Source organism: Peptoniphilus koenoeneniae, from assembly GCF_030812875.1.
Taxonomy (GTDB): domain Bacteria; phylum Bacillota; class Clostridia; order Tissierellales; family Peptoniphilaceae; genus Peptoniphilus_B; species Peptoniphilus_B koenoeneniae.
Genome location: NZ_JAUSTN010000004.1, coordinates 71,082 through 86,473 on the forward strand (window position 1 = coordinate 71,082; position 15,392 = coordinate 86,473).

Below are 15,392 nucleotides of genomic sequence, written 5' to 3' on the forward strand. Positions count from 1 at the left end.
CACCTATAGCTATCTGCTATAAGCGCTTTGTAAGTTAAGTAAATAAATAGTTAATGGAAGAGATTATAGCTTTTAATTTTCATCTTATAATTTTAAAATAAAAAAGCTTAATCAAAAAGAGCAAGCATAGTAATTTAACCTGCTTCTAAAAGTATTGGACCATATTTTCTTATCTATTTCTTATTAAGAATATGAAAAAAGAAAAATTTCCTTACTTTCAAATTAATATTAACACAATTTATTGATAATATCAATCATTTTTAAAAAAAGTTTTTATATCACTTTACCAATGTGCTATACTTTATCTAAGCAATGTAAGCTTATAAAAATATCACAAAAGAAAGGAATGATTTTATGAGTAAAAAGAAAGGTTTAAGTTTACCGCTCCAAATTTTAATTGGTTTAATAGTGGGCGTAATCGTTGGAATTATGATGCAAGGAAATCCTGATGCGGCAAATAAATTTATAAAACCAATAGGAACCTTATTTCTTAATTTAATCAAACTTGTTATTGTACCTTTAGTATTTTCTTCACTTCTTATTGGAGTTGCGGACTTAAAAGATGCAAAACAAATAGGAAAAATCGGTGCAAAAACCTTTGTCTACTTCTTTGCAACAACAGCAATTGCAATTGTTATCGGACTTGGGCTTGCAAACTTATTAAATGTAGGAGGTAACTTCGTATTACCTGCAGATCAACTTACTTATGAAGCAAAAGAAGCTCCTCAATTTATTGACACACTCATCAATATTGTTCCGTCAAATCCGCTTAAATCATTAGTAAACGGTGAAATGTTACAAATTATTGTATTTGCCCTATTTGTCGGCGGCGGACTTCTTGCTGCAGGAGAAAAAGGACAAGCAGTATTTAATTTCTTTGATGGTATGACAGATGCAATGATCCATATTACAAATGGAATTATGAAAACTGCACCAATAGGTGTATTCGGACTTATCGTTCCTGTTATAGCAGCAAATGGACCTAAGGTTTTACTTCCTTTAATAAGAGTTGTCGGAATAGTATACTTAGGATGTTTCTTACACGCAATAATAGTTTATGCAACATCTATAAAAATCTTTGCAAAATTACCTGTAGGAACATTTTTTAAAAAAGTTTTTGAACCATGGGCTCTTGCTTTTACAACTTCATCATCTTCAGGAACACTTCCAGTTTCTCTTGAAGTTGCACAAAAAGAACTTGGAGTATCAAAGCCAATAGCAAGTTTTGTACTTCCCCTTGGTGCAACAGTAAATATGGATGGTACTGCAATTTATCAAGGTGTATGTGCCCTATTTATAGCTCAAGTATACGGTTTATCACTAACTCCTTCTCAACAACTTACAATAGTTTTAACAACAGTTCTCGCATCAGTAGGAACAGCAGGAGTTCCAGGCGCAGGTATGATAATGCTTGCCATGGTACTTCAAGGAGTAGGAATTCCTGTAGAAGGTATAGCCCTAGTAGCAGGAATAGACAGAATATTTGATATGATAAGAACTTCAATAAACGTTCTTGGTGATATAGCTTGTTCAGTAATAGTAGCAAAGAGCGAAGGACAACTTGACGAATCAGTTTACAGAACAGAAAAAAAAGAATTAAAGAAAGCATAAATTTAATGGAAAAATTAGCAATACTTGGTGGCATGGGACCTCTTGCCACCAAAGTTTTTTATGAAAAAATAATAGCCCACGAAGATGCAAAATCAGACAATGAACACTTGGACATTTTAATATCTTCCCACGCAAGTATGCCTGATAGAACTCAAGTAATCTTAAAAGGTCTTCATAAAAGCTTAGTATTAAAGGAAGTAGAAAAAGATTTAAAAATTTTTGAAGCCTATGGAGCAAAAAATTTAGCAATTCCCTGCAACACCTTCCACTATTTTTATGAAGATGTAAAAAAACTTACAAAAATAAACATCATAAACATGCCCTATGAAACCTTAAAAGAATTGTCAAAAAGAGGAAAAAAATTTATAGTCTTGGGAACAGACGGAACGAAAAAAGGAAAAGTCTATAAAAAATTTAACGCAGAATTTCAAATGGAAGAAATAGAAACCGACCAAAAAACCCAAGAAAAAATAATGGAAATCATCTACAAAATAAAAGAAACAAACATGACAAAAAGTAAAGAACTAAACGACATAATAAGAACATATAAAAAGCTTGGAGCAATCTCCATCCTTGCCTGCACGGAACTATCCTGCATAGAAATAGAAGATGACCTAAAAGACACAATAATAGATCCTCTTGAAATTTTGACAAAAAAATCCATAGAATTATCCGGACAAAAATATAAATAGGAGGAAAAAATGAAAAAAATATTATTAATATTAAGTCTTATTCTTACATTTTTAGGAGTTTACGCAAAAGAAAACTCTAACGTAACACTTTATGTAAACGGAGAATTGGTAGGCTATAACAGATTTGGAAGTATAGAAGAAAGGGACTCTCCAGCAATCTTAAAATACGGAAAAACCTATATAGAACTAAAAACTCTTTTAAGAAGAATGCCTTACTTAAAATATGAAAAAGAAAAACTAAGCTACAAAGAAAGTGAATATCAAAAAATAGAAAGCATAGAAATTAAAGGCAAAAAATATTTACCAATAAGAAAATTAGCAGACACATTTGGAATCAAAATAAATTGGGACGCCAAAACAAAAACAGCAATGTTGGGTCAATATTTAAATTCTCCTCTTGAATTATTAAAATCATCAGGAGAAAAAATCAACTTTGAAAAAATAAAAGCAAGCTTTATCTTGCCAAAAGATTTCAAAGACAATGTAGAGATAAAAGAAATAAAAGACGCAGTGGAATTTAAAGATAAAAAGAATTTAAAAGCAGGAGGCCGTCTCTTCACCATATCATGGAACAAAGGTCCAATATCCAGCATGGTGCCAGGAGTAATCTTAGACTATAAGGACGGAAAATTTTTAGAAGCCTACTTTTCATCAGACGTTCAAGTAGACACAAGTAAAAAAGAATTAGAAGAATCCTATGTGAAATTAAGAGAAATGTCCTTCGACGTTTTACAAACTTATGAAGAAATAAAATAATAAAAAAAGTGTTTGGAAAATTCCAAACACTTTTTTTATTATTTTATCTTTTTAAATACTCATTAATAAGATTAGAAAATTTATTTCCTAATAATACCAATGCTATCAAATTTGGTATAACAATAAACCCAACTGCCATATCAGCCATATCCCATATTTTTTCTATTTCCATTGTTACAGCTATCAAAGGCATTATAAAAAATATCCACTTTAAATATTTTTCGGTTTTTTCACCAAATAAGTAGGCGACGCTTGTTCTAAATTCAACATAAAATCCCAAATATGATGAATATGTAAATAAAATTACAGCGATTCCTAAGACATAAATACCTATTGAACCCCACGCACTTCTAAAAGCATCAAAGGTTAGTATAGCTCCAGTATTTCCATTGCTCCAAACACCACTTGCAAGTATAGATAAAGACGTTAATGAGCATATAATTATTGTATCAATAAATACCTCTAATATTCCAAACATTGATTGATGTATTGGATGATCTGTTATAGCAGTAGCGTGTACGGTTGCTGCAGTTCCTTCTCCTGCTTCATTAGAGAAAATACCTCTTGATGCTCCCCTGGCCATTGCTAAAGTTATTGTTGCACCAGCAAAACCACCTATCGCAGGAGCAGGCTGAAAAGCATATTTAAAAATAGATGAAATTGCTGATGGAACATTAGAAATATTAGTAAATATTACATACAAGCTTCCAATTATATATACTATTATCATAGGTGGAACAATTTTTCCGCAAAAAGCTCCAATCTTATTTATTCCTCCTGTCAATACTACTGCTAAGCTAATAGCAACTAATAAAACTCCAGATAATATTAAGGGAATATTAAAAACATCTTTAGCAGTTGTTGCAAGAGTATTAGCTTGTACAAAACAAGCATCTGTTAAAACTAAAATTAAAAGACCTATAGCATAAATTGAGGCTAATATACTTCCAGTTTTTCCTAAAGCTTTTTTCATATAATACATAGGGCCACCATAATATTCACCGTTTAATCCTTTTACCCTATATTTTACAGATAAAGAAACCTCTGCCATTTTTGTAGCCATGCCAAAAATAGCTATCAGCCACATCCAAAAAACTGATCCTGGACCTCCAACAGCAATTGCTGCTGCAACTCCTGCAATATTTCCACTCCCTACAGTGCCTGCTAATACTGCACTTAAGGCTTGATAAGAGTTCAATTGTCCATCCCCTTCAACTTTTTTTGTTTTGTTGAAAAGTTGACCAAGTGTAAGTTTAATCCACATTTTAATATGCAATATCTGAAAAAATTTTGCTTTAAATGTTAAATATATCCCTACTCCTATAACTAAAATCATTAGTGGGATTCCCCATAAAAAGTCCGTAATACTATAAATCTTTGACCAAATTAATTCAAACATACTAATTTCTCCTTATTATAAATTTGGATATTTTCCATTCCATACAATATTTTGGAAATTCTCTTTATCAGTATCTCCCTCAGTGCTAAAAAATAAAATTATGCTATCTTCATCAATTTTTAGTTTTTCTTTTATGGAAGATAGAGATTTGTCTTCTAAAATTTTCATTACAGTTCCAAATGGAGCCGCTCCACTTTCTCCTGAAATTATTCGTACATCGCCTGATAAAGGCGCATTTAAAACTCTCATCCCATGTGCTGCTATTTCATCAGACACACTTATAAAATTTTCTGCATAAGACATTAAGACTTTTAGACCTACGGTATTTGGCTCTCCACATGCTAATCCAGCCATTATTGTTTGCATATCTCCATCAACGCAAATTCTTTTATTTTCTTCAATACTTCTAAAAATACAATTTGCATTTTTAGGTTCTACTATTGTAATTATTGGTTTTTCATCTTTATATATGTTAGAAAAAAATCCTGTAACTGCAGCTGCAAGAGAACCAACTCCTGCTTGTAAAAATACATGACTCGGCTTTAAATTTTTTTGTTTTAGATCTTCATAAGATTCAAACGCCATTGTCATATAGCCTTGCATTATCCACTTAGGTATATCTTCATATCCATCCCAAGCAGTATCTTGGATCATCACCCAACCATTTTTTTTGGCATTTTCATCTGCAAGTCTTACACACTCATCATAATTCAAATCTTGAACAGTTACTTCAGCCCCTTCTAACGCTATATTTTCTACTCTTTCTTTTGCACTTCCCTTAGGCATATATACAATACATTTTTGTTTTAGTTGATTAGCTGTCCAAGCAACACCTCTTCCATGATTTCCATCAGTTGCAGTTATAAAAGTTATATCTCCTAATTTGTTTTTTACTTCATCACTAATTAGATAATCAAAGGTTATTTCAGATATATCTTTACCTAATTTTTTAGCAATATACCTGCCTATTGCATAACTGCCACCAAGAACTTTGAAAGCATTCAAGCCAAATCTATAAGATTCATCCTTCACATAAATATCTTTTACTTTGTATTTTTCTGCTAAATTTTTAAGTTCAACTAATGGAGTTTTTTTATATTGTGGAAAAGATTTATGAAATTTAATTATTTTATTAACCTCTTCATAATTTAAAAAATCAATATTAATTTTTTCTTCATTTTTTCTTCTTTTGCCTATAAATTTTATTTTGTCATCCATAATAATTCCTCCTCAAAAAATAAATTTATATTTATACTGGTATGTAATATATTACATACCAGTATAAAGCTTTTTTTATTATTGTCAAGCGTTTCCCATGAAATTTTTTTATTTTTGTTGTAAAATGATTATTATGATAAAGAAAGAGAGTGTTGATTTTGTTAAAGAATAATGTAATTAACAGAACTTTTATAAAGGATGAAGTTTATAAAATTTTATTGCATCTGATTGTGACTGGTAAGCTAAAACAAAATGAAAAAATTAATATTAATGATATTGCTGATGAACTTAATGTAAGCAGGACTCCTGTGAGGGAAGCTGTTTTAATGCTGGAAAATGACGGATTTATTATTTCCAATGCTAACAAATCAACTGTCATTGCTCCTGTTAATATAAAGCAAGCTGAAGAAATTTATCCTTTGGTTTTTACTCTTGAAATTTTAGCTCTTAAGGAGGGTTTTAAAAATATAGGAGATCAGGAAATTTCTTTACTTAAAAAATATAATGATGAACTTATGAATACTATAAGCTCTAATGATTTTGAAAAATTTGTAGATTGTGATTATATGTTTCATAAAATCATTATTGATTCTGCTAAAAATTCTGAACTTTCAAATATTTTAGATGGTTTAAAGAAAAAAATACAAAGAATTGAATTTTGTTATTACGAAAAGGTGGAACATAAGATGACTTCATTTGGTGGTCATGAAAAGATCATTGAAAGTCTTGAAAAAAGAGATTTGGAACAAAGTCTTATTAATCTTAAAAATAATTGGCAAGATTCTTTAGAATCTTTAAAGGCTATAAAAAATCTTGAAAAATAATGTTTTATGTAAAAAATAAAAGGACAAGCTCTAAAATTTTGAGTTTGTCCTTTTTTTATTTTATATTATCTTTTCTTTTTCTTTTTCTAAGTTTAAAGAAAATTCTTTTGCGGCTTTTACTATTTCTTCAGGATAGTCATTTATTTTTAAAATTTCTATGGCGTTTCTTGTTTTTGCGTAGTCTTCTTTGAGTTTGTAGTCAAAGAAAATATCTCCATCTTTTATATTTTCTTCAAAATGATAGTTTTTAAAGCCTTCTGCAAGCCTTGTAAGCTCAATGTCGTGAGTGGCCGCTATTACAAAACCTCTTTTGGATAAATATTTTAAGGTGAAAAGAGCCGCCGAAATTCTGTCAATGGTGTTTGTTCCTTTAAAAATTTCATCTAAAATGTAAATTCCGTCTTCATTATCTATCATCCTTTTTATGGCGCTGGTTTCAGCCATAAAATATGATTTACCACTTTCTATGGAATCTTTTATGTCTATTGCCGAATAAATATTTTTCTTTGGCAGGGTAAATTTTTCTCCAAAGGCAAAACCTAAGGACATGGCAAGGATTAAATTAATACCAAAAGTCCTCAAAAAAGTGCTCTTCCCCGATGCGTTAGAACCCGTTAAGAGTATTGATTCTTTAAAATCAAAGGAGTTTGCCACGCTATTTCCCCTATAATATAAAATGGGATTATGGATTTTTTCTCCTATAAATTCATATTTATCTGTAAATTCCACAATGCATTTATCTTTAAGATCTTCGTAGGCTATGGCTATCCCCAGTTCCATGTCTATTTTTGCAAGGCTTTTATATAATTCATTTATTTCATTTATTTTTTCATTTATTAATTTTGTGGTTTTGTATAGAAGTCTTGCTTTAAATAAAAATAAAGAATTTAATATTATATATGCTATGTCCGAATCGGAACCGGTTTTAACATAAAATTTTCCCATTTTGCTTTTTATCTGCTTTGAAACTTGTTCATAGTTTTTTAAATTTTCTATTAAGCCGCCCATTTTCAGGTCAGATTTTAATATTTGTTCTCTTAAACTTACTAAATTTCTTATGTAAGAAAAAGATTTTGTCTTTCCCGCAACCAGGTCTTCTATTTTCATGTTTAAAAAAATATTTGTCAAAACTATTGCAAATAAAAACATAATAGCAAAGCCTTTGTTTATAAAAAATATGGGAATTGACATAAGTGGACCAATAGACAAAAGATAAATTGGAATTTTTAGGGGCAAAATCTTACTTGCATCCGTTCCGTTTTTTAATAGGTCGAAGAAGTCTTCCCTGTCAAGCCTTCCATATTTTAAAAATAATTTGCCCAGTTTCGATGCTTTGTCTTTGTTATTTATTATTTCATCTCTAATGTTTTTTTCTTCTTGATTATAATTTAGTTCATGGAGCTTTTTATAGAGGGCCTGTCTACCTAAGATTGAAAATGATCTGTCAAAATAGGAAAAAAATTTATCCATTTCCAAATCATTCCAGCTTATACTGTCAACTTTTTCTTTATTGTCTATTAAAAAGTTTATGGTTTTAAAATTTCTTTTTATTTCTCTTTTTTTATTCCAGGAATCTTTTGCAATTTGATTAAGGGCTTTGTCATATGTTTGAGATTGATAAAAGTTGTATAGGTACATTGCCAAAATTATTCCAGATATAAGTATTAATAGCATTAAAAATTCTTGTTCCATTTTTCACCTCTTGTTTAATTCTATCATAATAATAATAGAGGTTGTAAATTTTTGCGGTTATGCATGGGGCGGTCCGCGTGTTTAATGTTGGAGAACAAATTCAATTTTTTATAAATTATTTTTTTACGCTTTACGTGGAGCATTTTTATTTTAAAATTTTTTCAACATACATTTTTTCTCCATTTATTCTTTCTCATTTTTTATTTTACATATGTAACGCGAGGGGGACTAATGGACTTGCGATTGTCCCTAACGTCCCCCTCGCGGCTCCCCCTCCTTACCCCTCGAAACGCTTTTTATTGGTGGAAAAGCTTACGCTTTTCATTCCTATTGCCTTCATGGAGGTTTAATCTATCTTTATTCTTTTTCATTTTTTTATTTTGTTTTAAATCGCTCGGCTTACGCCGCCGGACCAATAGCAGATATTTGCAGCCAAATCAAAGATTTGGGCAAATAGTTGCATGAGACCTACCACGATTTTTTTTTCAAAAATCGGGTTAGGTCTTCAAAGTTGGTCCCTACATTCGCTTGCAAGGGTTTAATTTTGTAAAATCTCTTCGCACAAACAAACCCAACATTCCCATGTGTCTTCCATGTTTGGATAAAATTATAATAAATTTGTGTGTGGGTTTTTGTGGGCTGTGTTTTTTGTGGGAGAACAAAATAAATATTTGATTTAAAATTTATTTTAAATTTTTTATGCTCTACGTGAAGCATTTTATTTTAAATTTTTCCAATAAATCTTTTTTCTGAATTTATTCTTTTTCATTTTTTTATTTATTTTAAATCGCTCGGCTTCGCCGCCGGACCAATAAATTGGTCCCTACATTCGGTTGTAAGGGTTTATTCTTTTGAAACCTCTTCGCACAAATTTACCCCACATTCCTGCGTGGATTCAAAATTACAATAAATTTATACGTGGGATTTTGTGGGTTGTAGGGACCGGTTTACCGGTCCGCGTGTTTAATGTTGGAGAACAAATTCAATTTTTTTATAAATTATTTTTTTACGCTTCACGTGAAGCATTTTTATTTTAATTTTTTCCCATATCGTAAGTTATTTCTAAGTTCTTCTACATATTTATCTACTCTATCGAGTTCTTTTAATACTTTAAGTTCTTCATCTTCTCTTTCTATTACTTGTTGCACTGCTCCGTTATTTATTACGATTCTTCTTTTTGCCATTAGGGCAAGGGTTGGATCATGGGTTGCCATTAAAACTATTTTGTCTTTTGATATTAAAAGTTTTACTGCTTCTTTTCTATCTATTCCTGCATTTTCTATTTCGTCTATTAAGACAATAGGGCTTTCTGATAAGTTTGCTGTATCACTTATCATCAATGCTCTTGATTGGCCCCCTGATAAGGATGTTAAATATGTGTTTAGGCTAAATTTTTCTCCTGCAAGTTTATTTGCGTCTTCTATTATTTTATCTATTACATTTTCTGCTTCTATAAATCTTGCTTTTGCATGAAGTTCTATAAATTCTTTTACTGTCAAATCCATTATAAAGTTCATGTTTTGGGAAAGTTGAGCTACTAATTTATGGTTTCCATGAAACCTGTCTTCTTCATCTGCTTCTTTTCCGTCTATTAGTATTGTTCTTTTTGTTGGTGTGTCTTTTTTCGCCATCCATTCTATGTCTGCTAAGAATCTGGATTTGCCCGATCCTGTTGGTCCTACTATGGCAACTATATCTGATGACCTTAAAACTATTTTTTCAAATTTTTCTGGCTTTTTATCCTTATCAATTCCTGGCAAAATTATTAGTTCTCTTACTTTTTCTTTTATGCCTAAAAATTCGTTCATAGATTTGATGAAATCATTTAAAGATTCAAATATGCTTTCTCCCAAAAGACCAAGGTCTTCTCTTTTTTCTTGGTCTAAGTTTTCTACATTTTCTCTTAGGGATAAATTTTTATTTAATTCTAATTGATTTGCCTCAAAATATTCTCCTACATATGGGAATTCTTCTTCTAAGTCTTTTATTTTTATATTTTCGTATTTCATAATTTTTAATTTATTTTCTTTACATTACCAAGTTGATATTTCTCTCCTACTCTCATTTCTCCTAAACAATAGGAGCATAGAGCTGTGGGCATAGGATATCTAAGTTTCATTTCTTCTTCCTTTACATTGGAGTCTGTGTTTGCAATAAGTCTTGCAAGTTCAAAGCTTCCTTGTCCTGTCAAGCCATTTACGTTTAAAATTTTTGCTTTTGGATTTACTATATGGACTTTTGATGCAAAGACTTCTCTTTCTCCCTGAGATACTATATCTCCTTTTGTTATTAGGACAAGGTCTGCCATTCTTAACATAGGTCCTATTTTCATGGGAGTATTTATTCCTGAAAGATTATCTATTACGCAAACTCCCATAATGTCTTTTAAATAGGGTGAACACCTATTACACAGACCTGCTGATTCACTTATTAGTATGTCTAAGTTTTTTTCTTTTCCCCATTTTATTATTTCTTCTATATTTGAAACAAAAAAATGATCTGGGCAAAGTCCTCCTGACAGACCTTTTTTTACTTCTATTCCATTGCTTTCATAGGTTTTGTCATCATCTGTCCAGAGGCAGTCAAATTTTATTACTCCTACTTTTAATTTTTGTTTTTGTAATTCTTTTATTGTTTTTATAATTATAGAAGTTTTTCCTGTTGATGGAGGTCCACTTACTGTTATAAATTTCATATTTACTCCTATAATTTAAAAATTTCTTCTATTTTTTCAATTTTTTTGTCTATGTTTTTGTTTAAAAAGTCCCAGCCGGGAAACATTAATTTTTGGTCTGAACTTATGCCTAAGTCAGTATTTGGGTTTGTTGAGGGAAATTTTCCATTGGCTGAAAATATTTTGGCTACTTTTTCGCTTAAAAAGATACCTATAATTTCTTTTAATTTTTCTAATTTATCTTTTTTTGCCGTCATAAATATAGGTGAAACTATGGCTCCATCTTTAGGCCAAACCATTTGTAAATCTTGAGATTGTACCATTGCTGCAAAAAAGTAGGGTGCCACTGAAATTGCTGCAAGTTCTTTTTCTTTTACCATTTGAGCTGGATGTGCCGATGTATAGATTGCATCTTTTAATTTTTTCAGTCCGTCACTTCCATATCTTTCATAAATGGAAATTACAAGGGCATTGTATAAGTCCAAGTCTGACATGGGTATTGCCAGTGAATTTTTGTAATCTCCACTTAAAAGTTCTTCCCAAGATTCTGGTATTTTTTTATTTCCTAAGACCCTTTTATTTACAATAAAAACTGCTGGCACTATGCCTATTATATGAAATGTATTTTCTCCATCTTTAAGGTCTGCTCCTCTTTCTATAAATCCTTTATTTATTTCAGCTTGGGGACTTATATAATCTCTTTTTAAAATCTTTCTATAATTTTCATTTGTTATCATTTCATAACCTGCACTTATAATAAGATCTGGATTTTCATCTTTTTCAAAGCTTTCTTTCACATGATCAAGTCCTAAGTTTGCACTCTTTAGATTAAAAGAAAAATTTTTAAGATTATTTTTATTAAGTTCATCTACCAATGGAATTCTTATGGGACAGGGCAAAACTCCCGCCACTTTTAATTTTCCAAATTTTTTTAATTCTTCTTCGTTTTTTATGCTTTCTCTATATTCATCAAATGCTTTTATAAAAACTTCTTCAGCTATGTTTTTTGCCTTTAGTGCTGATTTTAAACTTATAAATTTACCCATTGTTGAAAGTTCTTTTTTGTCAAATCCTATTAGGACAAGATAGTCTGAAAGATTATTTTCTTCTTCTATAAGTTCTGCGATTTTTTTATTTAAGTCCATATTAGCCTCCTAATTCATTTCTATTTGATATTATATATTATTATTCTTCTTATTTCAGTAATTTATTTTGCAAATAAAAAAACCACCGTATAAAACGATGGTTTTGAAAATTTTTTTATCAACCTATTCCGCCAAGCATTGCTCCTGCTATTAAAGCAGTAATAGCTGCTAATACGTAAACGTATTTTGCAAGAGGATAATACCATCCTCCTATTGGTTTTATTGTTCCTTCATTTACTCCATTAAGGGCAAATTCTTTGTCTGCTACCCATAGGAACATTATAGCTGCAAGAGCTGCTCCCAATGGACAAATGTAAATTGAAATAACGTCCATCCATTGTGATACTATTGCTTGAATTAAAATTGCAATTACACATCCTATTACATGTATAGCCCCTGTTGCAAGAGGTCTTGAAAAATTAAATTTTTCTTGTAAATATGCAACTGGTGTTTCATAAAGATTGATTATTGAGCTTACTCCTGCAAAAAGAACGCAAACGTAGAAAATAATTCCTACTATTCTTCCTGCTGGCATTCCGTTTAATACGTTAACCAAGAATATAAACATAAGTCCCGGTCCTCCTGTATCAAGAGGTGCCTTGGCTGCTGCCATTGCAGGGATAATTACAAAGGCTGCAAGAAGAGCTGCTATTGTATCAAATACTGCTACGTTTCTTGCTGAAGATGGTATTGATTCTTTTTTGCTTAAATATGATCCGTATATTACAGTTCCACTTCCTGCTACAGAAAGGGAAAAAAATGCTTGTCCAAAGGCAAATACCCATACTTTAGGATTTTTTATTCCTTCAGGATCTACTGTAAATATATATTTGTAGCCTTCGCTTGATCCTGGAAGAGTAAAGATATAAATTCCAAGTCCTACAAAAAGTATAAAAAGTACAGGCATCATTATTTTGTTTGCCTTTTCAATACCGTTTGAAACTCCCAGTACCATTATTATAAAACTTACAATAATTGCTACAACAATCCATAAATTCGCTCCACCTGCAGTGGCTGTGGCTCCGAAAGTGGATCCTATTACATCCATATCTTGTCCCATTTTAGCAAGATCTCCTGTAAAGGACATAAAAGTATATTTAAATACCCATGACATTACGCAGGTATATCCTATTGCAAGGGCAAGAGATCCAAGCACTGGTATAAGTCCTATAGTTTCTCCTATTGTTTTATTTCCAGTTCTAAGCTCTGTACATTTTCCAAAAGCTACTACTGAACCTGCTTGAGTACTACGGCCTAAGGCCATTTCAGTTATTACACCTGTAGAACCTATTAGTACTACAAATATAAAATAAGGTATTAAGAAAGTCATTCCACCGTATGTAGAAACCAATATGGGGAATCTCCAAATATTTCCCATTCCAACTGCGGAACCTATACAAGCTAAAATAAAACCCCATTTAGTTTGAAATCCATCTCTCTTTTTTACTGTATTATTTTCCATAAGGCTCTCCTTATTTAATATAGAGCCTCCCCTTTTAAGGGGAGACTAATTTTATTCATTTTTTACTTTTCTTCTTCACTTGGTGCATATGGTTCCAAGAATGCGTGGAAGTGACGCATTGGTAGATTATGACCTTTAACAATTTTTATGTTTGGAATTGAAGCTCTGTCTTCATAAAGAGCTTTTACAGCTGCTATTACATAATCCATATGTTCCTTGCTAAGTTGACTTCTGTTTATTGCAAATCTTACTACGTTAGCTACTTCTTTTTGTTGTTCCGGTGTCTTTAAATCATATTCCATTGAATAATTTCCAAGTTCAGCTGTTCTTATGCCATATCTACGAATCAATTCAACTGAAAAACCTTGACCTGCAAAAGTAAGAGGTCCACGTTTGTTGTCAAAGAATTCATCCATGTTTATATAAACTCCATGTCCACCTGCTGGAAGTACAACTCCCTTTACTCCTGCTTTATAAAGACCTTGAGCAAGATATTCACATTGTTTAACACGAGCGTCTAAATATTCAAATTTTGATGCTTCATAAAGTCCTGCTGCTAATGCCATTATATCACGACCGCTCATTCCACCGTAAGAGTCATTACCATAGCATGAAATTTGTTTAACTTTAAGTAGAATACCTACGTCTGTTTTTACTGATCCATCTTCATTAAAGTCTGAAAATTTCTTCCAGAATAATCCCTTATCTCTAAAAGCTAAAACTCCGCCCATGTTTGCGTGACCATCTTTTTTAAGAGAAGCTGTGAAACCGTCACAATATGAGAACATTTCTTTAGCTATTTCGTTTATAGATTTATCTTGGTAGCCTTCTTCATTTACTTTAATAAAGTAAGCATTTTCAGCCCATCTTGCTGCATCAAACATATAAGGAATGTCATATTTGTGAGCTATTCTTGAACATTCACGAAGGTTTGCCATTGATACAGGTTGACCACAAATTGTGTTGTTTGTAATAGTTGTATAAACTAAAGGCACATTTTCAGGTCCAAGCTTTGTAATTAACTCTTCAAGTTTTTCTGTATCCATGTTTCCTTTGAAAGGATTTCTTTCGTATTTTCCACCTTCTGGAACATCCCATAGTAACTCTTTATTATAAAGGTTTCTTGGAATAGAACCCATTTGTTTAATATTTCCTTCTGTTGTGTCAAAGTGACCGTTTGATGGAATTGTATATGTCTTTCCCGGTTCTCTTTTATTTAAAATATTTCTAACAAGTTCAAAAAGTACTGATTCTGCAGCACGACCTTGTTGAATGATAAATGTGTTTGGTCTTTCCATTTGAGCGGAACCTCCGTTGAAAAGTCCCCCTTCATATTCGCAAAGATAAACTTCATCCATCATTTTTTCTACATCTTCACAATCGGTTCTAACAAGGTCTATTATTCTTTTTTGGTCGTTTCCTCTTTCAAATACATCTCTGAAAGTGTCTAAAAGAACATAGTAACCCTTATTTCTACCATATGATTCATCTCCTAAGAACATTGCAGACCATTGTACATCAGTCATGGCAGTTGTTCCTGAGTCTGAAAGCATATCAATTGTAAGCATTCCTGCAGGAAATGCAAATTCATTGTAGTGAGTTGCTTTTAAAGCTCTTTCTCTTTGTTCAACAGTAACTTCCGGTATGTTCTTAGTAACATATGTATAAGAACGTGGTGTTGGTACATTTAATTGGTACTTCATTATCTAACCTCCATATAATTAAAATAATGTAACTTTTGTACAGAGGACCCCGGTTAAAAATTTGATACAATTTTGATTAATTTTTTGATACGGGAAAATTTTAATAAAATTTATTTCAAATTAATGAGCGGACAGTACCCTAAGATAAATATTTTAAATTTACCTTTACAAAAAGGTTACCTCTTAAGCATTTATTTGTCAATGCAAATTATTTTT

At 31.3% G+C, this 15,392-nt stretch carries 12 protein-coding genes; 4 read left to right on the forward strand and 8 right to left on the reverse strand.

The window, feature by feature from the left end; genetic code table 11:
* Window positions 1-354 precede the first annotated feature (354 nt).
* Genes J2S72_RS04315 through J2S72_RS04325 form a run of 3 tightly spaced genes read left to right on the forward strand, consistent with a single transcriptional unit; the run spans window position 355 to window position 3,059 of the window.
* Window positions 355-1,611 carry a dicarboxylate/amino acid:cation symporter gene (locus tag J2S72_RS04315; protein WP_023056457.1) on the forward strand — a complete coding sequence of 419 codons (1,257 nt, stop codon included), beginning with the start codon at window positions 355-357 and terminating at the stop codon, window positions 1,609-1,611.
* A 5-nt stretch (window positions 1,612-1,616) separates the two neighbouring features.
* Window positions 1,617-2,303, forward strand: a complete 687-nt coding sequence (locus J2S72_RS04320; RefSeq protein ID WP_023056456.1) for an aspartate/glutamate racemase family protein — start codon at window positions 1,617-1,619, stop codon at window positions 2,301-2,303.
* A 9-nt stretch (window positions 2,304-2,312) separates the two neighbouring features.
* Complete coding sequence (locus J2S72_RS04325) at window positions 2,313-3,059, forward strand: stalk domain-containing protein (protein ID WP_307495047.1); 747 nt, start codon at window positions 2,313-2,315, stop codon at window positions 3,057-3,059.
* Between the two features lie 43 nt (window positions 3,060-3,102).
* Here the strand turns inward: J2S72_RS04325 and J2S72_RS04330 are convergent, their stop codons facing one another.
* On the reverse strand, window positions 3,103-4,458 hold the full coding sequence (locus tag J2S72_RS04330) for an alanine/glycine:cation symporter family protein (protein ID WP_023055282.1): 1,356 nt from the start codon (window positions 4,456-4,458) through the stop codon (window positions 3,103-3,105).
* A gap of 15 nt (window positions 4,459-4,473) precedes the next feature.
* A complete protein-coding gene (gene dpaL, locus J2S72_RS04335) occupies window positions 4,474-5,676 on the reverse strand; it encodes a diaminopropionate ammonia-lyase (protein ID WP_023055280.1) in 1,203 nt (400 codons plus the stop codon).
* Between the two features lie 158 nt (window positions 5,677-5,834).
* Between dpaL and J2S72_RS04340 the strand changes: the two genes are divergently transcribed.
* A complete protein-coding gene (locus J2S72_RS04340; protein WP_023055281.1) occupies window positions 5,835-6,500 on the forward strand; it encodes a GntR family transcriptional regulator in 666 nt (221 codons plus the stop codon).
* 60 nt (window positions 6,501-6,560) lie between these two features.
* Here J2S72_RS04340 and J2S72_RS04345 read toward each other — a convergent pair whose 3' ends face one another.
* The 6 genes from J2S72_RS04345 to J2S72_RS04370 all read right to left on the reverse strand — a co-directional run bounded on the left by J2S72_RS04345 (window position 6,561) and on the right by J2S72_RS04370 (window position 15,179).
* Window positions 6,561-8,192, reverse strand: coding sequence for a MutS-related protein (locus tag J2S72_RS04345; RefSeq protein ID WP_023055283.1), 1,632 nt, complete (start codon window positions 8,190-8,192; stop codon window positions 6,561-6,563).
* Between the two features lie 1,028 nt (window positions 8,193-9,220).
* Entirely contained in the window at window positions 9,221-10,201 is a 981-nt protein-coding gene (locus tag J2S72_RS04350; RefSeq protein ID WP_023055732.1) for an ATP-binding cassette domain-containing protein, read from the reverse strand.
* A 5-nt stretch (window positions 10,202-10,206) separates the two neighbouring features.
* Window positions 10,207-10,887 carry a GTP-binding protein gene (locus J2S72_RS04355; RefSeq protein WP_023055731.1) on the reverse strand — a complete coding sequence of 227 codons (681 nt, stop codon included), beginning with the start codon at window positions 10,885-10,887 and terminating at the stop codon, window positions 10,207-10,209.
* 8 nt (window positions 10,888-10,895) lie between these two features.
* Window positions 10,896-12,011 (reverse strand): ABC transporter substrate-binding protein, encoded by a 1,116-nt coding sequence (locus J2S72_RS04360; RefSeq protein WP_023055733.1) that lies wholly within the window; start codon window positions 12,009-12,011, stop codon window positions 10,896-10,898.
* 118 nt (window positions 12,012-12,129) lie between these two features.
* The gene (locus tag J2S72_RS04365) at window positions 12,130-13,473 is read right to left on the reverse strand and encodes a sodium-dependent transporter (protein ID WP_023056162.1); all 1,344 of its coding nucleotides are present in this window, start codon (window positions 13,471-13,473) and stop codon (window positions 12,130-12,132) included.
* Window positions 13,474-13,535: 62 nt separating this feature from the next.
* The gene (locus J2S72_RS04370; protein WP_307495092.1) at window positions 13,536-15,179 is read right to left on the reverse strand and encodes a tryptophanase; all 1,644 of its coding nucleotides are present in this window, start codon (window positions 15,177-15,179) and stop codon (window positions 13,536-13,538) included.
* Window positions 15,180-15,392 lie beyond the last annotated feature (213 nt).